This window comes from Amycolatopsis sp. WGS_07, from assembly GCF_045278895.1.
In the GTDB taxonomy this organism is placed as follows: Bacteria; Actinomycetota; Actinomycetes; order Mycobacteriales; family Pseudonocardiaceae; genus Amycolatopsis.
Window position 1 is genome coordinate 1885110 of record NZ_CP136053.1, and the last position, 20107, is coordinate 1905216.

The 20107-nt window shown below is 70.0% G+C and carries 17 protein-coding genes; 8 read left to right on the forward strand and 9 right to left on the reverse strand.

The window, feature by feature from the left end; genetic code table 11:
• Position 1 precedes the first annotated feature (1 nt).
• Positions 2 to 619 (reverse strand): hypothetical protein, encoded by a 618-nt coding sequence (locus RPX00_RS08700; RefSeq protein WP_406638942.1) that lies wholly within the window; start codon positions 617 to 619, stop codon positions 2 to 4.
• A 79-nt stretch (positions 620 to 698) separates the two neighbouring features.
• Between RPX00_RS08700 and RPX00_RS08705 the strand changes: the two genes are divergently transcribed.
• The gene (locus RPX00_RS08705; protein ID WP_406638944.1) at positions 699 to 2345 is read left to right on the forward strand and encodes a DNA repair helicase XPB; all 1647 of its coding nucleotides are present in this window, start codon (positions 699 to 701) and stop codon (positions 2343 to 2345) included.
• A 1-nt stretch (position 2346) separates the two neighbouring features.
• On the opposite strand, the gene RPX00_RS08710 is transcribed toward RPX00_RS08705, so the two are convergent.
• Together RPX00_RS08710 and RPX00_RS08715 are read right to left on the reverse strand one after the other, a co-directional pair.
• Complete coding sequence (locus RPX00_RS08710) at positions 2347 to 2991, reverse strand: response regulator (RefSeq protein WP_406638946.1); 645 nt, start codon at positions 2989 to 2991, stop codon at positions 2347 to 2349.
• Positions 2982 to 4097 (reverse strand): histidine kinase, encoded by a 1116-nt coding sequence (locus RPX00_RS08715; RefSeq protein WP_406638947.1) that lies wholly within the window; start codon positions 4095 to 4097, stop codon positions 2982 to 2984. Before RPX00_RS08715 ends, RPX00_RS08710 begins: the two co-directional genes overlap by 10 nt.
• A 559-nt stretch (positions 4098 to 4656) precedes the next feature.
• Between RPX00_RS08715 and RPX00_RS08720 the strand changes: the two genes are divergently transcribed.
• Together RPX00_RS08720 and RPX00_RS08725 are read left to right on the forward strand one after the other, a co-directional pair.
• Positions 4657 to 5298: a DedA family protein gene (locus RPX00_RS08720; RefSeq protein WP_406638948.1), complete on the forward strand. Its 642-nt coding sequence runs from the start codon at positions 4657 to 4659 to the stop codon at positions 5296 to 5298.
• Positions 5299 to 5431: 133 nt separating this feature from the next.
• Complete coding sequence (locus RPX00_RS08725) at positions 5432 to 6193, forward strand: DUF4253 domain-containing protein (RefSeq protein WP_406638949.1); 762 nt, start codon at positions 5432 to 5434, stop codon at positions 6191 to 6193.
• Positions 6194 to 7218: 1025 nt separating this feature from the next.
• Here RPX00_RS08725 and RPX00_RS08730 read toward each other — a convergent pair.
• Positions 7219 to 7794 (reverse strand): TetR/AcrR family transcriptional regulator, encoded by a 576-nt coding sequence (locus RPX00_RS08730; RefSeq protein WP_406638950.1) that lies wholly within the window; start codon positions 7792 to 7794, stop codon positions 7219 to 7221.
• An 83-nt stretch (positions 7795 to 7877) separates the two neighbouring features.
• Between RPX00_RS08730 and RPX00_RS08735 the strand changes: the two genes are divergently transcribed.
• Both RPX00_RS08735 and RPX00_RS08740 read left to right on the forward strand, forming a co-directional pair.
• Positions 7878 to 8759 carry an SDR family oxidoreductase gene (locus tag RPX00_RS08735; protein ID WP_406638952.1) on the forward strand — a complete coding sequence of 294 codons (882 nt, stop codon included), beginning with the start codon at positions 7878 to 7880 and terminating at the stop codon, positions 8757 to 8759.
• A 105-nt stretch (positions 8760 to 8864) separates the two neighbouring features.
• The gene (locus tag RPX00_RS08740; RefSeq protein WP_406638953.1) at positions 8865 to 9707 is read left to right on the forward strand and encodes a DUF72 domain-containing protein; all 843 of its coding nucleotides are present in this window, start codon (positions 8865 to 8867) and stop codon (positions 9705 to 9707) included.
• Positions 9708 to 9850: 143 nt separating this feature from the next.
• On the opposite strand, the gene RPX00_RS08745 is transcribed toward RPX00_RS08740, so the two are convergent.
• Positions 9851 to 12706 (reverse strand): BTAD domain-containing putative transcriptional regulator, encoded by a 2856-nt coding sequence (locus tag RPX00_RS08745; protein ID WP_406638954.1) that lies wholly within the window; start codon positions 12704 to 12706, stop codon positions 9851 to 9853.
• Here RPX00_RS08745 and RPX00_RS08750 point away from each other — a divergent pair.
• The gene (locus RPX00_RS08750) at positions 12705 to 13643 is read left to right on the forward strand and encodes an o-succinylbenzoate synthase (RefSeq protein WP_406638955.1); all 939 of its coding nucleotides are present in this window, start codon (positions 12705 to 12707) and stop codon (positions 13641 to 13643) included. The two genes, RPX00_RS08745 and RPX00_RS08750, sit on opposite strands and share 2 nt — an antisense overlap.
• An 85-nt stretch (positions 13644 to 13728) precedes the next feature.
• Complete coding sequence (locus RPX00_RS08755; protein ID WP_406638956.1) at positions 13729 to 13938, forward strand: PspC domain-containing protein; 210 nt, start codon at positions 13729 to 13731, stop codon at positions 13936 to 13938.
• A gap of 67 nt (positions 13939 to 14005) precedes the next feature.
• On the opposite strand, the gene groL is transcribed toward RPX00_RS08755, so the two are convergent.
• The 4 genes from groL to RPX00_RS08775 form a co-directional block, all read right to left on the reverse strand.
• Entirely contained in the window at positions 14006 to 15634 is a 1629-nt protein-coding gene (gene groL / locus RPX00_RS08760; protein WP_037361473.1) for a chaperonin GroEL, read from the reverse strand.
• A gap of 266 nt (positions 15635 to 15900) precedes the next feature.
• Positions 15901 to 17721 (reverse strand): serine/threonine-protein kinase, encoded by a 1821-nt coding sequence (locus tag RPX00_RS08765; protein ID WP_406638957.1) that lies wholly within the window; start codon positions 17719 to 17721, stop codon positions 15901 to 15903.
• Positions 17722 to 17792: 71 nt separating this feature from the next.
• Entirely contained in the window at positions 17793 to 17996 is a 204-nt protein-coding gene (locus RPX00_RS08770) for a cold-shock protein (RefSeq protein WP_009083993.1), read from the reverse strand.
• Between the two features lie 104 nt (positions 17997 to 18100).
• Positions 18101 to 18712 carry an AIM24 family protein gene (locus RPX00_RS08775; RefSeq protein WP_406638958.1) on the reverse strand — a complete coding sequence of 204 codons (612 nt, stop codon included), beginning with the start codon at positions 18710 to 18712 and terminating at the stop codon, positions 18101 to 18103.
• Between the two features lie 133 nt (positions 18713 to 18845).
• Between RPX00_RS08775 and glp the strand changes: the two genes are divergently transcribed.
• Positions 18846 to 20039 carry a gephyrin-like molybdotransferase Glp gene (glp, locus tag RPX00_RS08780; RefSeq protein ID WP_406638959.1) on the forward strand — a complete coding sequence of 398 codons (1194 nt, stop codon included), beginning with the start codon at positions 18846 to 18848 and terminating at the stop codon, positions 20037 to 20039.
• Positions 20040 to 20107: the final 68 nt, after the last annotated feature.

The window sequence follows — 20107 nt, forward strand, 5'->3', positions numbered from 1 at the left end:
CTCAGATGCTCGCCCCGGTCGGCTGCAGGCAGATCGTGCGCACCGGCGGCCCCGCGTAGACCAGCGACAGGTCCTTGTCGTCGCAGCTGGACGCCGACCGCTCGCCGTCGTGCACGACCGCGCGGGCCTCCGCCTTGGGGTCGTCACAGGCGACCTTGCCGACCTTCGATTCGTCCGCGACGTCGCGGACGCATTCGCCGGACGCGACGTTCAGCGCGAGGCACAGCGTCTGGGTCGGTCTGCTGGTGCTGCGGGTGGACAGGTACAGCTCGAACTGCACGTAGTCCTCGCCGCGGCAGTAACCCCGGCCCTTGACGACGGTGTCGACGCGGTAGGTGGCGGCCTGGTCGGAGCAGTCGGCTCCGGTGTAGGTCTGGGTCTCCGAGCCCAGCGAGGACAGGTAGAGGCAACTGCCCGCGACCGGCGGCCCGGACGCGCGCACGACCGCGGCGAACCCGAACGCGCTGAGCGTGCCCAGCCCGAGCGCCACGACGATGAGGGCGGCGAAGAGCGCCTTCTGCTTGCCCGACACCCGTTTCGGGCCGCCCTGCACCGGCTGCTGCGGGAGCGGCTGGTACGGGTTCGCGGCCGGCGGCACGCCGAACGGTGGTGTGGTCACTGGGTCCCCTCCCGCGGCTTTCGTCCCGCCATCTTGGCATCCCCGGGCCGCGGTCCGGCAGGGAACGTATAAAGGAGAGGTGACTGATGGCCCCCTGATCGTCCAGTCCGACAAGACCGTGCTGCTCGAGGTCGACAACCCGCGCGCCAACGACGCGCGGATCGCCATCGCGCCGTTCGCCGAGTTGGAACGCGCGCCCGAGCACGTGCACACCTACCGGATCACGCCGCTCGCGTTGTGGAACGCGCGCGCGGCCGGGCACGACGCGGAACAGGTGGTGGACGCGCTCACCACGTACTCGCGCTTCCCGGTGCCGCAGCCGCTCTTGATCGACGTCGTGGACGTGATGGGCCGGTTCGGCAGGCTGCAGATCGCCAACAGCCCGGCACACGGCCTGGTCATGACCACGACCGACCGCGCGGTGCTGGAAGAGGTCTCGCGGAACAAGAAGATCAGCCCGATGCTGGGCTCGCGGATCGACGACGACACGATCATCGTGCACCCGTCCGAACGCGGGCGGCTCAAGCAGGCGCTGCTCAAGGTCGGCTGGCCGGCCGAGGACCTCGCGGGGTACGTGGACGGCGAAGCGCACCCGATCGACCTCGCCGAGGACGACTGGCACCTGCGCGACTACCAGCGGCAGGCGGCGGAAGCGTTCTGGGCTGGCGGCTCCGGCGTCGTCGTGCTGCCGTGCGGCGCGGGCAAGACGCTGGTCGGCGCGGCCGCGATGGCGCACGCCAAGGCGACCACGCTGATCCTGGTCACCAACACCGTCGCCGGTCGGCAGTGGAAGCGCGAACTGGTCGCGCGCACGTCGCTCACCGAGGACGAGATCGGCGAGTACTCCGGAGAGAAGAAGGAGATCCGGCCGGTCACCATCGCGACGTACCAGGTGGTCACGCGCAAGACGAAGGGCGAGTACAAACACCTCGACCTGTTCGATTCGCGCGACTGGGGCCTGGTCGTCTACGACGAGGTGCACCTGCTGCCCGCGCCGGTGTTCCGGATGACGGCGGACCTGCAGTCGCGGCGTCGGCTCGGGCTCACCGCCACGCTGGTGCGCGAGGACGGCCGCGAGGGCGACGTGTTCTCGCTGATCGGCCCGAAGCGCTACGACGTGCCGTGGCGCGACATCGAGGCGCAGGGCTGGATCGCGCCCGCGGAGTGCACCGAGGTGCGGGTCACGCTCACCGAGTCCGAACGCCTGCAGTACGCCACCGCGGACGCCGATGAGCGGTACAAGCTGGCCGCCACGGCGATGACTAAAATCCCGGTGATCCGGTCCATTGTGGACAAACATGAGGGCGAGCCGACGCTGGTGATCGGCGCGTACCTCGACCAGCTGGAGATGCTGGGCGCGGAACTGGAGGCCCCGGTGATCCAGGGCGCGACGAAGAACAAGGAGCGCGAGGAGCTGTTCGACAAGTTCCGCCGCGGCGAACTGCGCACGCTGGTCGTGTCGAAGGTGGCGAACTTCTCGATCGACCTGCCGGAAGCTTCGGTGGCGATCCAGGTGTCGGGCACGTTCGGCTCGCGGCAGGAGGAAGCGCAACGGCTCGGCAGGCTGCTGCGTCCGAAGGGCGACGGACGGCAAGCGCACTTCTACTCGATCGTCTCGCGGGACACAGTGGACACGGAGTACGCCGCGCACCGGCAACGGTTCCTGGCCGAACAGGGCTACGCGTACCACATTGTCGACGCGGAGGACCTGCGGCGGCCGCTCTGATTTACGAGCCGAGGTAACGGAGAACGGCCAGCACGCGTCGGCTGTACCCCTTCGCTTGCGGCAGGTCGAGCTTGTCGAAGATTGCGTTCGCGTGCTTCTCCACGGCGCTCTGCGAGACGAACAGCAGCGTCGCGATGTTCGCGTTCGTGTGGCCCTGCGCCATTTTCTCCAGCACGTCGCGCTCGCGCGGGGTCAGCCGGGCGAGCGCGTCCTCGTGCGAGGTGCGGGCGACCAGCCGGCGCACCACCTCCGGGTCGAAGGCCGCGCCACCAGCCCCGACCCGGTCCAGCGCGTCGAGGAAGTCGCCGACCTGGGCTACGCGGTCCTTGAGCAGATAGCCGACGCGGCCGCCGTCACCGCCGATCAGCTTGGCGGCATAGCGTTTCTCGACGTATTGAGACAGCACGAGCACCCCGATGTCCGGCCAGCGCTCACGGATTTCCAACGCGGCGCGGAGACCTTCGTCGGTGTGGGTCGGCGGCATCCGGACGTCGGTGACGACCACGTCAGGCTGGTGTTCGGCGGTCGCTTCGAGAAGTGCTTCTTTATCGCCAACCGCCGCGACCACGTCGTGCCCCTCCTCGGCCAGCAGCCGGACGAGGCCTTCTCTCAGCAGGGTCGCGTCCTCAGCCAGGATCACTCGCACGGCAGCGTCACCCGCACCACGGTCGGCCCGTTTTCGGGACTATGTACGGAAAATTCGCCGTCCATCGCGGCCACTCGCCTAGCCAGCCCGGATAATCCACCGCTAGTGCCGACTTTCGCGCCGCCGCACCCATCGTCAGTGATCTCGATTTCTCCCCGGCGGACGTCAATGGTGATCTTGGTGGCGTTGGCGTGTTTAACCGCGTTGGTCACGGATTCCGAGGCCACGAAGTAGACCACAGTCGCCAGCTCAGGCGACGGCTCGTCCAGTGCGTAACGAAGGTCGACCGGGATCGTGGCACGCTCGGCCAGCGACTCCAACGCCGCCTCCAGGCCACTTTCGTCCAGCGCGATCGGGTACACGCGCCAACTCACCTCTCGCAGCTCGCGCAAGGCTTCCTGCGACTCCTCGTGCGCCTGCCGGACCAGCTCAGCCGCCCGGTCCGCGTCTTGTGCCCGACGCGCCCGGCCGAGCAAAACCCCGAGCGCGACCAGCCGTTGCTGGACCCCGTCATGCAAGTCTCGCTCGATCCGGCGGCGTTCCCCGTTGACTGCTTCAACCACTTCGCTCCGGGTCGTCGCCAGCTCGGACACCCTGCGGCGCAACAGTTCCTGACTGCTAGGCCCAAAGAACCGCCGCGCCAGCCGACGATCAAGCGCGGCTACGCCGATCAATCCCTGTACACAAAGGAATACCGCAATCGCCCCGAGCGTCACGACCGGCAACCAGTCGACTACGGTCCCATCGCCAGTACCGCCCGGTGCCCGTCCGGTGACCAACTGGACGAAGTAGAGCGCGCCAGCCACGCCTCCCGCGCCGATGCACACCCACACCCCCAACGCGAGCAACCCGGTCAAGCCACGCGGAACGAGGTACTGCAACGCACGGCGGCCGTCGTAGTCGTCACCGTTGCTGGCGTCAAGAAACCGCTGCAGCCTCGCGCGCTCGATTTCGGCGAGCCTGCGCGCGCCACGGAAAACTCGCGGCCGCGCCGCGGGTATCGCGAGCAGCGGTGTGGCGAGGACCACGTAGGGCACCTCGATGAGCGCCGACAACGCACCCAAGCCAACGCCCGCCGTCCGGCGCGGCACTCGCGATCTGATCACGTCCGCCAGGCTAGCCAGCTCACGCGGCGGGCGTACTGCGGTTTTCCGCAGTTTCCGGCGCGTGCTCCGCTCCCCCGGCTTCAACCGGGCCGAACGCACTACGCAGCCACACGCTCCGCCCGCCTTCACGCACGCCGCACCCCGGGTCTTCCACAACCTCCAGGCCGCCCCGGGTCCGCCCTCTGCAACTGAGCCGCAGCCCCCAACGCACTACAGCCTTCCGCCCCCCGGCTTCCCGCCTTCAACCACGCCACGCCCCCAACTCATTTCGGCCGCCCGCAGCCTCACGCTCCCCACCTTCAACCGCGCCACGCGCCGAACGCACTACGGCCTTCCACAGCCTCCCGGCCGCCACGCGCTTCGCTCCCCGGCTTCAACCACGCCACGCCCAACCCATTTCGGCCGTCCTCAGCTTCACACCCCCGACTTCCCATCTTCAACCGCGCCACCCCCAAACCCACTGCGGTTTTCCGCAATTTTCCCGGTGGCCGACAGCAATGTGTTGCGCCCCTTGGCTTTCTACCTTCGACGGCATCGCATTCATCCAGAAAGGACTCCCGTGCACCTCTTGCTCACCACCCCCACCGAACCCCTCACCGGCCTCGCTGGATGGGCCGTCGGACTGATGGATTCGCTCGGCGGCGTCGGCGCCGCGATCGTCGTCGGCCTCGACAACCTCTTCCCGCCCATCCCCAGCGAACTCGTCCTCCCGCTAGCCGGATTCTCCGCGAGCCGCGGCACGTTCAGCCTGGCCGGAGCCCTCTTCTGGACAACACTGGGCTCGCTGGCCGGCGCCGTGATCGTCTACTGGCTGGGTGCCCTGCTCGGCCGAGACCGCTGCCGGGCCCTGCTCAGCCGCCTGCCACTGATGGACGTCGCCGACTTCGACCGGACCGAGGCATGGTTCACCCGGCACGGCGGGAAGGCGGTGTTCCTAGGCCGGATGGTGCCGATCTTCCGCAGCCTGATCTCACTGCCAGCGGGCGTCGAACGAATGCCGTTCGGCCGGTTCCTGCTCCTGACGACGGCGGGCAGCCTGCTGTGGAACACCGCGTTCGTCGTGGCCGGCTACCTGCTCGGGGAGAGCTGGTCACTGGTGGACCGGTACGCGTCGGTGTTCCAGTACGTCGTACTGGCCGCGGTGGCGATCGCCGTAGGCCTGTTCGTGGCGGTCCGAGTGCGCCGAGTCTCTCGGCGTTGACTCTTTCTGCGGCTTGACCTGGGGATCCCCGAGGTTCACTCGAACGGACGAGCGGCCGGCGCCCTGGAAATTGTCGGTGGTTCGAACTACTGTTCGATATGCAGGAACCGAACACCAGTTCGAGGGGAAGCTCATGACGATCGCACCGTTCCGCCCCGGCGTCGGGGCACCGCCGGTCCAGACCTTGCCGCCAGGGCGCTGGCACGGGCGCATCTGGGTGTCGGAGGAGCCGCTCACGCGGCCGCAGCGGTACTTGAGCTGTGTCGCGGAGTTCGAGCGCTCGGGCCTGTGGCCGGTGCTGATCCCGCCCGACCAGCGCTTCACCGCCCGCGGCGAAGACTGGCTGGACGACCGCGGCCGCCTCGCCCCCGCCGGTCACCGCGTCGACAACGCCGACCCCGCCGAAGTCCTCGCCCGCTGGTGGGACGGCTCTTGCTGCGACGGTGCCTGCCTGCGCCCCTTCGGCACCCGCTTCCCCGGGCTGGCGAAACGCTCGCACCGCCGCTCAGACCCACTGGCCGAGGCAGGCAACACCGGTTCGATCCTGGCCGCCCGCACCCCGCACCGGCTCGGCCTGGTGCAAGCCGACCGCCCCGCCGACGTCCCGGCCCTCATCGGCTGGACGGGAATGATCAAGGCGACAGACCAGGTCGCGGAGCTGTCAGCGGTTCTGCGCAGCTGGGAAGACCGCTTCGGCGCGACCCTGGTGACCCTGGGCTTCGACTCGATCGAACTGTCGGTCTCGGCCCCACCCCGCACCCACGCCAGGGCACTGACAGTGGCAGCCGAACACCGGGCCTTCAGCCTGCCGACATACCTCGCCCAGCCGGGAAACCTGCGGGAGTACGCGACGTCCCTGGTACAGAGCCGCCGATGGAGGTTCTCGTGGGCCTAAGGAAGTGATGGCGCGGGCCCCAAGGCGGGGCGGCTGGCTCAAGGGCGGAGCAGGTCGAGTTTCGCCAATGCCGCAACGAATCTGGCGGCTGTGGCGAAACCTGGCGAATCCGGCGGTGTACGACGCACCCCGCCGGATCCGACGGGGTCGGACGCGCCCCCACGGATCCGGCGGACTCCGGCGAGGCTAGCCAGATCCCACGCGCCCCGGCGATTCCGGCGGGACCAGGCGAACCCGGCCAGGCCCAGCAGACCCGGCGCGACCCGACGGGTGCGGCGATGCCTGGCGGATTCGGCACGACTTGGCGGAGCCTCGCGAATCCGGCACGGCTCGACGGGCCTGGCGCAACCACCTCGACCCGACACAGCCCAACGGATCCGGCGACACCTGACGGATTCAGCACGACCCGGCGGAGGCTGGCGGATCCGGCACGGCCCGACAGGCCTGGCGCAACCACCTCGGGCCGACATAGCCCGACAGGTCCGGCGATGCCTGGCTGATTCAGCACGGCCTGGCAGAGCCCCGCGGATCCGGCACGACCCGACAGGCTCGGCTGAACCACCTCAGCCCGACATAGCCCGACGGGTTCGGCACGGCCCGACAGGTCCGGGTCCGGCGACACCTGGCGGATTCAGCATGGCCAGCGGAGCCTGGCGGGCCCGACATGGCCTGGAGGATTCGGCATGACCTGACGGGTCCAACGCAGCCCGACTAGCCCGGGCGGAACCCCTCCCGGCTCGATATAGCCCGGCGGATCCGACGCGGCCTGCCGAATTCAGCGCGACCTGACGAGTTCGGCACGACCTGCCGAACTCGGCACAGCCCGACCGGTTCAACGCGGCCTGCCGAACTCAGCAAACCTCGCAGGCCCCGGCAACGCATCATCCCGTCTCAGCTCGGCTGATTCTCGCGCCACCGGCACCCGGTCAGTTCTCGCCGAGTCACGCCACCAGCCCCTCACCATGCCTCCAAGCGGCGAGGCGAAGCACGCGACCACCCGAGGCCAGGTCAGACCAGCGGTCAGCTCAGTCCAGTGACGCCGCAGCCGCACGCAGGTCTCGTAGCGCAGCCAGGGCATGAGGCGCGAGACCCCCATCATCACGCTCAGCCTCGGACCACCGCGTGTAGCCCCGCTTGAACGCGAGCACCCCCAACTCCGCCGCGAGGTGCGCGATCGGGTCGGGGACGCCGCGGGCGACCAGTGCGGCTGACATCGCCGCCGCGAGGCCGACGTTCTTGAGTGCGTCCCGTTCCTGCAACTCGGTACTCGCGGCCACCGCGGCCTTGAGGCGGGGGCCGAGTTCGCGGTTCGCCGGGCCCATCGCGCCGGATGCGCGTTCGAGGCCGGCCGCGACCGCTTCCAGTGGGCTGCAGGAGTCGGGGGCCTCGGCGATTCCCTCGGCCAGCAGGCGGCTCAACGTTTCCTGCCCGGCGACCAGCAACTCACGCTTGTCGGAGAAGTGCCGGAAGAACGTGCTCTTGGTGACGCCCGCGCGTTCAGCGATCTGCGCGACGGTGGTGGCGTCGTACCCCTGCTCGGTGAACAGGTCGACAGCCGCCACGACCAGTCGTTGCGTCGTCTCTGGTTGCCATCGGGCCATGGGCTCATTCTAGGTGACGGGACAAGAGTCCCGTCACCGTGTATGGTGATGGGACAAAGGTCTCATCACCTCGGGAGAAGCTCATGCAGGTTTTCGTCACCGGCGGTACGGGCACCATCGGCTCAGCGGTCGTGGCCGAGCTGCTCGCCAGCGGGCACACCGTTCTCGCGCTGGCCCGGTCGGACAAGTCCGCGCAGGCGCTCACCGACGCCGGCGCGGAAGTGCTGCGCGGCCAGATCGCTGACCTCGACGTCCTGCGGGCCGGTGCCGCGCAGTCCGAGGGTGTGATCAGCCTCGCGTTCGGCAGTGACTACAGCACCGAGGAAGCGCTTGCTCGGTCGATCGCCGAGGAGAGTGCCGCGATGGCCGCGTTGGGGGAAGAACTCGTCGGCAGCGAGCGGCCGCTCGTCACGGTCTCGGGCACGCCGTGGGTTCCGGGTCGCGCTGCGACCGAAGCCGATCCGCTGCCGACCAGCGGGCCGGTGGGTGGGCGTGCCATCTCGGTCAATGCGTTGCTGGCGCTGGCTTCCCGCGGTGTGCGCGCGACGGCGGTCCGTATGCCGCGCACGGTTCACAACGAGGGCAAGGGCGGGTTCGCGGGGCTGCTCACCGAGCAGGCGCGGCGCACTGGCGTGGCGGGTTACCCCGGCGACGGCGCCCAGCGCTGGCCGGCCGTGCACGCGCTTGACGCGGCCGTTTTGTTCCGCCTGGCGCTCGAATCCGCGCCCGCCGGAACGGCCTGGCACGCCGTGGCCGACGAGGGCGACGCGGTTCGCGACATCGCGGCCGTCATCGGGAAGCGGCTCGGCTTGCCGGTCGAATCGGTGCCGCAGGAGAACTTCGGTCCGTTCGGCCCGATCTTCGCCATGGACCAGCCCGCTACCAGCATCCGCACCCGCGAAGTCCTCGGCTGGCAGCCGACGCACCCGAGCCTGCTGGAGGACCTGGAGAACATCCAGCCGTGAAACCCCGGGACAACGGTGCCAACAATCCAGGACAGATGTCCTGATAGTTAGTCCAATCGTCCGGAAAGTGTTTGCCGCAGCCGCCCGCGCGGGAATCCGGAGTCGGTGAGCGAGATCCGAGTGGGTACGTCCGGCTGGCGGTACCCGCCGTGGCGCGGCGCGTTCTATCCCTCGGGCCTGCCGCAGCGGCGGGAACTCGAGTACCTCTCCCGCCGAACAAACGCCGTCGAGATCAACGGGTCCTTCTACTCACTGCAGCGCCCGGAGCGATACCTCGGCTGGCACGCCGAAACCCCGGATGGGTTTCTGTTCGCGGTGAAGGGCGGCCGGTTCATCACGCATCTCAAGCAGCTGCGCGACGTCGAAACCGCGCTCGCCAACTTCTACGCGTCCGGTGTGCTGGCGCTCGCCGGCAAGCTGGGGCCGTTCCTCTGGCAACTCCCAGCGCGGCTGGTCTTCGATCCCGAGCGGGTCTCCACCTTCCTCGGACAGCTCCCCCGCACCACCGGCGAGGCGGCCGCGCTCGGGGCGAAGCACGACGACAAGCTCAAGTCCCGAGCGTTTCTGGAATCTGGTCCAGACCGGCCGCTGCGGCACGCGCTGGAGGTTCGCCACCCGAGCTTCACCACGAACGAAGCGCTAGACCTGCTCACAAAACACCGGGTAGCGCTGGTGACCGCCGACGCCGCCGCGCCGTGGCCGTACCGGGAGGACCAGACCACTGACTTCAGTTACGTCCGGCTGCACGGCGCGGAAAGCCTCTACACCAGCAATTACTCCGACGACGCCCTGCGCGGCTGGGCCGCGAAGATCACCGAATGGCACGACGGCGGGCGGCGCGACGTGCACGTCTACTTCGACAACGACAGCGAAGCCGCCGCCCCGCACAACGCCGTCACACTCACCCGGCTGCTCGGCCTCGTCACCCAAACCGGTTCGACACAGTGAGCGGATAGTGAGCGCACTTCGGTTGGGTGGTGGTACGGGCCGCCGGTGGTCTACGTGCTGCCACTGGGGGTCGGCACGCGGACCACCGCGCCCGGCTGCCCTCGAAGTGACTGACAGATGAACATTCCGCCAAACAGCCGAAGCTAGCCTCGCACCAAACCGGCCAGCTGAGCCCGCACCCGATCCGCGTCGGGGTGGCCCAGCGTGGTCAGCAGGCGAACCGCCCGCAGCCAGCAGTCCCGGGCCGCGGCGGTGCGGCCGTAGCGCAGGTGCGCGGTGCCCAGTTCGGACAGCACATCCGCCGCCTCGTACTCCTCGTCCATCGCGAAGAACATGTCGACGGCTTCGGACAGGCACTCGATTCCCTCCACGTGCCTGCCCAAGCCCAGCAACGCACGCGCCCGCGCGGCCAGCGAAAACCGGCCCTGCGGAAGGTCATCCGGCGGCACCAGCGCGAGCGCCTCGTCGGCCAGCGACAGGGCCTGCGGGTAGTCGCCCATCATCGCGCACAGATCACCCAAGGCACGCAAAACGTTCGCCTCCACCGAGGTGAACCCCAGCTCCCGCGTGATTTCCAGCGCACGCAGGCCATGTCGGTAAGCCTCGGGGAAGTCCTCGATGTCCTGAGCGGTCATCGCCAGGTTGTAACGCGCCCGCGCCTCGCCCGGCAGCGAGCCCAATTCCAGCTGCACGGCCAGCGCCTGCTCCAGGTATTCGCGCGCCAGCACGTACTTCCTGGCGACTCCTTCGATCACACCGAGTCCATTGAGGACTGCCGCTTCGCCGTGCCGTTCCCCGGAATTCCGCGCTGCCCGCAAGCCGATCTCGAAGACGTACCGCCATTCGTCGACTCGCCCGCGCCCTGCGAAATAGGTGAACAGCGACCACGCCAGCCGCCAGCACTGCGCGTACCGACCGATCCGGAAGGCCCACTGGACCGTCGAAATCAGGTTCCCGTGCTCCTCGCTGAACCACGCCAGCGCCCGGTGAAAGTCGGCGAACTCCAGCGCTCCGGCGGACGGAATCGGCCCGATCTCGTCCATCAGCTGCTGCGGCCGCATCGCCGAGGCCGCGTTCCGCGCGGACGAAATGAACCAGTCGAGCAGTCGCGCGCTGGCCGCCGCGCGCTCGTCGGCATCGTCCTCCTGCTCCGACAATTCGGTCGCGTAGGCACGAATCAGATCGTGGAACTGGTACCGGCCCGGCTTCGGCTGGGTGAGCAGATGCGTGGAAACCAGCGTGTCGAGTGCGCCGCGAGTCTCCACTTCGGACCGTCCGTTGAGCGCGATCGCCATGCCCAGCGACAAATCCGGGCCGACTGACAGCGCCAGCAAACGCAGCAGGCGCGCCGCGGCCGGGCACAAAACCCGGTAGGAGTAGGAAAAAACCGTGCGGATATTGGTCTCGTCGCCGTCGCCGAGGTCGAACGTGCTCAACCGGCCGGCATCCGAGGGCAATGCGTTGACGAACTCGGCCAGCGGCAAGCGAGGGAACTGCGCCGCTCGCACGGCGAGAATCCGGATCGCCAGCGGAAGCCCGCCGCAATACTCGACAAATCGGCCCGCCGCGACCGGATCCTCGTGCACCCGCTCGACCCCGATCGCCGAGGCGAGCAGCTCCACCGCCTCCTCACTGTCCAATTCAGACAGCGCGATCCGGCGGGCACCGTGTGTCGCGACCAGTCCGCGCAGCTGCCACCTGCTCGTCACCACGACCAGACAGCCCGGGCCAGGCAGCAGCGAACGCACCTGCTCCGTACTGTTCGCGTTGTCCAGCACCACCAAAAGCCGTCGGCCAGTGGTGTACGTGCGCCAGGTCGCCGCGCGTTCGTCCAAACCGGACGGTATCCGGTCGGCGGGCACGCCAAGCGCGATGAGCATGGTCTCCAGCGCGGCGGTCGGCGACACCGGAGCACCCGGACCATAGCCACGCAGGTCCAGAAACACCTGGCCGCCGGTGAACCGGTCGGCGATCTGGTGTGCGAAGTGGACGGACAGCGTCGTTTTCCCTTGCCCGCCCATGCCTTCCACCGAGGCGATCGGCGTGGAGGTGCCGTCGTCGAGGGCTTCCGGCAGCAACGCGCGCAGGGCTTTCAAATCCGCCGCCCGACCGGCGAACGCACCCAGGTCAGCCGGAAGCTGATGCGGCACATGGGGTTCCAGCGGCGTCCGGAACCGGAGACCCTCGTCGCCGCCCAGCACGAGCCGGTGCGCCCGCTGCAGCCCGGCACCGGGATCCAAGCCCAGCTCCTCGGCCAGCAACCCGCTGATCCGCCGGTACACATCAAGTGCTTCGGCCTGCCGTCCGGAACGGAGCAGCGCGTACATCAACTGCTCGTGCGGCCGCTCCCGCAGCGGGTTTTCGCGGGTCAAAAGCTCCAACTCGGGCACGACGGTGTCATGCTCGCCGACTGTCAGCAGCGTCTCGGCCCACAGCTCGCGCACCCGCGTGCGCTCCTCGGCGAGCTGTCCGACCTCGTCCCGGTGCAGTGCGTCCGACTCCACGTTCTGCAGCGCCGAACCCCGCCACTGCCCCAGGGCGTCCTCGAAGTACCCCGCCGCCCGCCGGTGTTCCCCGCGCTCCGCCGCGCTGCGCCCCCTGGCCGCGAGCTGCCGGAACCGACCGAGGTCCACCGCATTCTCGTCGACTTCCAACAGGTAGCCGCCGCGTTCGGTGCGGATCGCCGCACCGTCGCCGAGCGCCCGGCGCAGCCGCAGGACATACGTCTGCAGCGCGCCCTTCGACCGGCGCTGGTCGTCGCCCCACAGCCAGTGGCTGAGCACGTCGACCGACACGAGCCGGTTGGCCCGCAGCAGCAGTCCGGCGAGCACGATCAGCGGGCGGCTGCCGCCCAGCGGCACCACCTGGTCCCCGGCCAGCACCTCGGCCGGGCCGAGCACCCGGAAGTCGAGGCCGTCCACACGTTCCATTGTGGCGTTGAGACGGCCCTCGCGGCACCTCGGTTCCGCCGCGGCGGCGATGGCATGATCGGCAGTCATGCAGGTTTACGCGCTCCCGCTGCACACCCGGTTCCGGGACATCACCGTCCGTGAAGGACTGTTGCTCCGCGGCCCCGCCGGCTGGGGCGAGTTCTGCCCGTTCGCCGACTATTCGGACATCGAGAGCGTGCCCTGGCTCTCCGCCGCGCTCGAAGCGAGCGAAGAAGGCTGGCCCGAGCCGGTCCGCGACCGCGTCGAGGTGAACGCGACCGTCCCGATCGTGCCGCCGGAACGCGCGTATGAGCTGGTCCGCGCCTCCGGCTGCCGCACGGCGAAGGTGAAGGTCGCCGACAAACGCGCGACACTCGCCGAGGACTGCGCTCGCATCGAAGCGGTGCGCGACGCGCTGGGTCCGTCCGGCGCGATCCGGGTCGACGCCAACACGGCCTGGGACGTCGACACCGCCGTGCGCGCGCTCGGCGAACTCGACCGCGCGGCCGGTGGACTGGAGTACGCCGAGCAGCCGTGCCCCACGATCGACGACCTGGCCGCCGTCCGCCGCCGGGTGTCGGTGCGGATCGCGGCCGACGAGTCGATCCGCCGCGCCGAGGATCCGCTGAAGGTCGCGGTCGCCGGGGCCGCCGACGTCGCAGTGCTCAAGGTCGCCCCGCTCGGCGGGGTGCGCCGCGCGCTGGAGGTCGCGGAGGCGTGCGGACTGCCGTGCGTGGTGTCGTCGGCGGTCGAGACGAGCGTCGGGCTGGCTGCCGGGCTCGCGCTCGCTGGGGCCTTGCCAGAGCTGGACTTCGCGTGCGGGCTCGGCACGATGTCGTTGCTGCGCGGGGACGTCTGCACCGCCACGCTGTCCCCTGTGGACGGTTACCTGCCGGTGCCGAGGCAGGCCCCGGAACCCGACGCTTACGCCGAGTTCGCCGCGTCCCCCGAGGTGACGGCGGCGTGGCTGGACCGGTTCGAGCGGGTCCGGAAGCTCCGGGGGTAAGGGGGACTTCAGGGTCGCGGCCCCGGGGCTATCTCCGGGGCGTTCCCGGATGTGCGGCGGGTCCCGCTCGCGGAGTATTGCTGGCATGACGGACACCACGCAGGCCGCACCGGCCAAGAAGATCTTCCGCAGCCGCTCCGACCGCATGCTCACCGGCGTGTGCGGCGGATGGGCCAAGTACCTCAACGTCGACCCGTCGATGGTGCGCATCGCCGCGGTCGCCGGGGCCGTGGTCTCGGCCGGGGTGATCCTCCCGGTCTACGCCGCGGCCGCCGTCCTGACCCCCGAAGACTGAGCCCGGGAACGGGCGAAGCCCGGCCCACCGCGAGGGTGAACCGGGCTTCGCCGGAAAGCAGCCGAACTCAGAAGTCCATGCCACCCATGCCGCCGGACGGGTCGGCCGGAGCGGCAGCAGCCTTCTCCGGCTTGTCCGCGACGACAGCCTCGGTGGTCAGGAACAGCGCCGCGATGGAAGCGGCGTTCTGCAGCGCGGAGCGGGTGACCTTCGTCGGGTCCGGCACGCCGGCCGCGAGCAGGTCCTCGTACTCGCCGGTGGCGGCGTTCAGGCCGTGGCCCTGCGGCAGGCCCTTGACCTTCTCCGCCACGACGCCGCCCTCGAGACCGGCGTTGATCGCGATCTGCTTGAGCGGGGCCTCGACGGCCACCTTGACGATGTTGGCGCCAGTGGCCTCGTCGCCCTCGAGCTTCAGGCCCGCGAACGCGGCCTCGGCGGCCTGGATCAGGGCCACGCCACCGCCGGCGACGATGCCCTCTTCCACGGCGGCCTTGGCGTTGCGCACCGCGTCCTCGATGCGGTGCTTGCGCTCCTTCAGCTCGACCTCGGTCGCGGCGCCGGCCTTGATGACGGCCACGCCGCCGGCCAGCTTCGCGAGCCGCTCCTGCAGCTTCTCGCGGTCGTAGTCCGAGTCGGAGTTCTCGATCTCCGCGCGGATCTGGTTGACGCGGCCCTGGATCTGGTCCGCGTCGCCAGCGCCCTCGACGATGGTGGTCTCGTCCCGGGTGATGACGGCCTTGCGGGCGCGGCCCAGCAGCGACAGGTCCGCGTTCTCCAGCTTGAGGCCGACGTCCTCGGAGATGACCTGGCCACCGGTCAGGATCGCGATGTCCTGCAGGATCGCCTTGCGGCGGTCGCCGAAGCCAGGCGCCTTGACGGCGACGGACTTGAAGGTGCCGCGGATCTTGTTGACCACCAGGGTCGCCAGGGCTTCGCCCTCGACGTCCTCGGCGATGATCAGCAGCGGCTTGCCGGACTGGATGACCTTCTCCAGCAGCGGCAGGACGTCCTTGACGTTCGAGATCTTGGAACCGAAGAGCAGGACGTACGGGTCCTCCAGCTCGGCTTCCTGACGCTCCGGGTCGGTCACGAAGTAACCGGACACGTAGCCCTTGTCGAAGCGCATGCCCTCGGTCAGCTCAAGCTCGAGCCCGAAGGTGTTGCTCTCCTCGACGGTGACGACGCCTTCCTTGCCGACCTTGTCCAGCGCCTCGGCGATCAGCTCGCCGATGGTGCGGTCAGCGGCCGAGATCGAGGCGGTAGCAGCGATCTGCTCCTTGGTCTCGATCTGGACGGCGGCCTTGTGCAGCTGCTCGGTGATGGCCTCGACGGCCGCCTCGATGCCGCGCTTGAGCGAGATCGGGTCGGCGCCGGCCGCGACGTTGCGCAGGCCCTCGCGCACGAGCGCCTGGGCGAGCACGGTCGCGGTGGTGGTGCCGTCACCCGCGACGTCGTCGGTCTTCTTGGCAACTTCCTTGACGAGCTCGGCCCCGATCTTCTCCCACGGGTCCTCGAGCTCGATCTCCTTGGCGATGGAGACACCGTCGTTGGTGATCGTCGGCGCGCCCCACTTCTTTTCGAGCACGACGTTCCGGCCCCGCGGGCCGAGGGTCACCTTGACGGCTTCGGCGAGGGTGTTCAAGCCGCGCTCAAGACCGCGGCGGGCGTCCTCGTCGAACGCGATCAGTTTGGCCATTGCGGTGTGGTCCTCCGGTATTGGGCGCTACCGCCGCGCTGTCTCCAGCGGCGGCAGCAGGACACGTCCTCGGCCAGGCTCGGTGCCCGCGACGGACGACTGACCGGTGGGTCAGCCTCACCGTCCCGACCTTCAGGCAGGCGGTCGGTGACCGCTCGCCTAGCACTCGACGGCGTCGAGTGCCAATGCCGTGTTTAGCACTCTCCGGGGTCGAGTGCAAGGAGCGCAGGTCAGCGTCGGTGCACTGGCGGAGCAGGGCGGGCGGGTCAGTGGCTCGGCTGGATGTGGATCGACGACGGCGGCGGGCGCAGCGACGACGGAGCGCCGCTCTGCGAGCCGCCGGGACCGACCGGAATGTTGGGCGCGGACGACGTCGGAGCGGTGCCGCCGCTGCCGCTGTCGTCCCCGCCGAAGAGGAAGATCGCGCCGACGACCAGCCCGGCCACGACGAGCACTCCCAGCGCGATCCACAGCCACTTCAGGCCGCCGCTCTTGGGCTGCGCTTCGAACGCGCCCGCGCCGCCTGCCGGGGACGGCGGGCGCAGCCGCATCGGGTCGCCGAAGGCCTGCTGGTTCGGATGGCCCTGCTGCGGCGGCTGATTGGGGTAGCCGCCGGGCTGGTTCGGGTAGCCGCCGTAGCCGGGCGGCGGGCCTTGCTGGGCTGGCTGACCGGGGCCCGGCTGACCGGGTTGTCCTGGCTGACCGGGGTAGCCGTAGCCGGGCGGGGGGCCTGCGGGTGCCTGGCCTGGGTAGCCCTGCTGGCCAGGCTGTGGCTGACCGGGTTGGCCCGGCTGGCCTGCTTGCGGCTGGCCGGGGTGGCCGGGCTGAGGCTGTCCGGGTTGGCCCGGCTGGCCTGCTTGCGGCTGGCCGGGGTGGCCGGGCTGAGGCTGTCCGGGCTGTGCTGGATAACCGGGAGGAGGCTGGTTGCCGTAACCGGCGGGGCCGCCGTAGCCGCCTTGCGCGGGGTACCCGGGCTGCTGACCGCCCCAAGCGCCGGGAGCACCTGGTCCAGCCTGCACGCCCTGCCCCGCGGTTCCGGGGCCTCCCGGCTGACCGCCTGGGCCGCCCTGCCCACCGGCTCCCGGCCCGCCAGCGCCAGGTCCACCGGGCCCGGCGGGACCGCCACCGGCAGCTCCGCCTCCCGGTCCCTGCTGTCCCGGCTGACCCTGTTGTCCTGGCTGCATGCCCGCCCCCTCCGGCAGTCCGTTCGGCCGGGCGGGGCCCGGCGGGGTGTCCGACGTCGCGAGCGGGCCGAGCGCCACCCTGGCCGCGGCGATCATCGCGACGCAGCTGGGGTAACGGTCGTTCGGGCTTTTCGCCATGCCCTTGCGGATCACGTCGTCCACGGCGGCCGGGAGCGCGACCACGGTCGCCACCGACGGCGGTTCCCCGCCGAGGTGGCCCTTGATGACGGTGGGGACGTCGCCGCGGAACGGCGGGTTGCCGGTGAGGCAGGCGAACAGCACGCAGGTGAGCGCGTACTGGTCGGTGCGACCGTCGAGCGGTTCGCCGCGCAGGTGCTCGGGCGCGGCGTAGGTGGGCGAGCCGAGGAAGTCGCCGCCCCGGGTGCGGTGGCCGGTGGCACCGCGGCGGGTGAGGCCGAAGTCGGCGACGTAGACGTGCTCGCGGGACGTCTCGCGGCTGGTGACCAGCACGTTGGCCGGTTTGACGTCGAGGTGCACGAGGCCGTGGTTGTGCAGGGTGTCGAGGGCGTCGGCGACCTGGTCGAGCAGGGTGAGCGCGCGAGCGGGGCTGATCGGGCCCGCGGACATGATGCCGGCGAGGTCGCCGCCGTCGACCATCCGCATGGCGATGTAGAGCATGCCGTCGAGTTCGCCGAAGTCGTACAGCGGGACGACGTTGGCGTGGTCGATCGCGGAGGTGTTGCGCGCCTCGTCGACGAACCGTTCGCGGAACTCGGCGTCCGCGCCGAGGTGGTCACCGATGACCTTCAGCGCCACCTTGCGGCCGAGCCGCGTGTCCGTGGCCTGGTAGGTCACGCTCATGCCGCCCTTGCCGAGCACCGAGTCGATGCGGTAGTGGCCCAGCTGGCGACCGGTGAGGTCCCCCGACACGTCGCCTGTCACGCAGCGCAGCTTAACGCGCCGGTATCCGCAGCCACTGCCGGTTCGCCCAACCGGTCAGCGGACTTGCCTCGCTAGACCTTGCGGACGTCCGCGGCCTGGCTTCGGCCGTCGCGGCCGGACTGGACTTCGAACTCCACCCGATCGCCCTCGTCGAGAGTGCGGAATCCGTCGGCTTGGATAGCCGAATAGTGGACGAACACGTCCGGACCCTCGGGGGATTCGATGAACCCGTAGCCCTTTTCCGAGTTGAACCACTTGACGGTGCCGACTGCCACGGCGCCCTCCCTCGGGACAAGAAATCGCTGTCCATCAGCGTGCGAAGTGGAGTTCACGCTACCGGAATCAGCGCTCCCGGCAATGGGGTAATCGGCAGATTCCGTTACGCCTGCGATACTCGCCGGTTGCGCGATTGGACCAGCACGGTTCCCGGTCCGGCGAAATCGAGGACGAGTCCTTCGCCGGTGCGCAGCGACTGCGGACCGCTCGGGTCGAGTGCGCGCAACCGGCATTGCAGGGTGTCGGGATAGGCGAGGAGATAGTCCGGGCGCACGGTCACGATCTCGCCGCGGCCGAGGTCGAACGAGTCCACCGGGCCGGGCGCGGTGAGCAGCAGCGGGCCGCGGCCGCTGTAGTGCTCGAGGAACCCGGAATCGGCGCCGAACAGCTGCTGCAGCGGGGCCCAGTTCTGGTCGACCCGGACCGTGCTCGGCCGGGCCAGCACGCCCTCGCGGTGCACCGACCAGCCGGTGGAACCGGTGAGTTCGAGCGGGTAGACGTCGCCGGGACCGAGCGGGGCCAGGTCGACCCAGCCGCCTTCGGGCGGCGCGGTGAACACCGAACGGCCGCCCTTGCGACCGCGGTTCTGGTTCGACTCGGCGATGTTGAAGCTGCTGGCCAGCAACGATTCCGCGGCGGCCTGCACGGCTTCGCCGGGGGCGAGCAGCACGCGGGCGACGCCGAACCCCGGCGTGTGCCTGGTGTGGACGCGCATGTCAGCGGGGCGTCGCGAGCGCGGCGCGCCCTGGCTGGTGGCGGACCCGAAACTGCATCAGAACTCTCCCGTGCTCCCCGACTTGTGCCGGGAGAGTGTTGCACGACGGGCAGCAAGAGGGAGGATGGTCCGCGTGATCTCTGTCGACGCCTACCGCGAGACCGTGACCGAACTGCTCGGCCGCGCGCCCGTCACCACCGTTCCCGTGGCTGAAGCCGCCGGACTCGTCGTGGCCCGCGACGTGCCCGCCGACGTCTCGCTGCCGCCGTTCGACAACTCCGCGATGGACGGGTACGCGGTGCGCGCCGAGGACGTCGCCGAGGTGCCGGTGATGCTGCCGGTGGCCGACGACATCCCGGCGGGCCGGACCGACGTGAAACCGCTCGAATCGGGTACCGCTCAGCGGATCATGACCGGCGCGCCGCTGCCGCCGGGCGCGGACGCGATCGTGATGGTCGAGGACACCGACCGTGGTACGTCGAAAGTCCAGATCTCGCGAGCGGTGGTCGAGGGCAACCACATCCGCCGGGTCGGCGAGGACGTCAAGAAGGGCACCATCGCGCTGCGCGAGGGCACCGTGCTGAGCCACGCACACCTCGGCCTGGCCGCCGCGGTCGGTTTGGCGGAACTGACGGTGTACCGACCGCTGTCGGTGCTGGTGGTGTCGACCGGCACGGAGCTGGTGGAGGCCCCGAACCCGTTGCAGCACGGGCAAATCTACGAATCGAACAGCGTCATGCTGGCGGCGGCGCTGCGCGGGCTCGGCTGCCGGGTCGAGGTCGTGCGCAGCGTGGTCGACGACGTGGCGGAATTCCGCAAGATCATCGAACCGCGCCTGGAATCGGTGGACCTGCTGCTCACGTCGGGCGGGGTGTCGGCCGGCGCGTACGAAGTGGTGAAGGACGCGCTGACCGGGCAGGGCGTGGAGTTCCAGAAGGTCGCGATGCAGCCGGGCGGACCGCAGGGCTGCGGCCGGTGGAACGGCGTACCGGTCGTGACGCTGCCGGGGAATCCGGTGAGCGTGCTGGTGTCCTTCGAGGCATTCCTGCGCCCGGCGGTGCTGTCGGCGATGGGCCATTCGGACGTGGACCGCCGGCGTGTGCGAGCGCGGTTGACCGAGGACATGACTTCCCCGGCCGGGCGGCGGCAGTTCCGGCGGGGGTTTTACACGCCGGTCCTTGGCGAGGTGACCGGGGTGGTGGGGCCGCGGGGCGGGCCGGGGTCGCATTTGCTGGCGTCGTTCACGCAGGCGAACTGCCTGATCGTGCTACCGGAGGAGGTTACGGCGGCTGCGGAGGGGGATGAGGTTGAGGTGCTTCTGCTTTAGCTTCTGGGGGCGATGGGATGCGGTGCTTGCACAGCACAGCCCCCGCCCTTCCCCGGGGGACGGCCCTT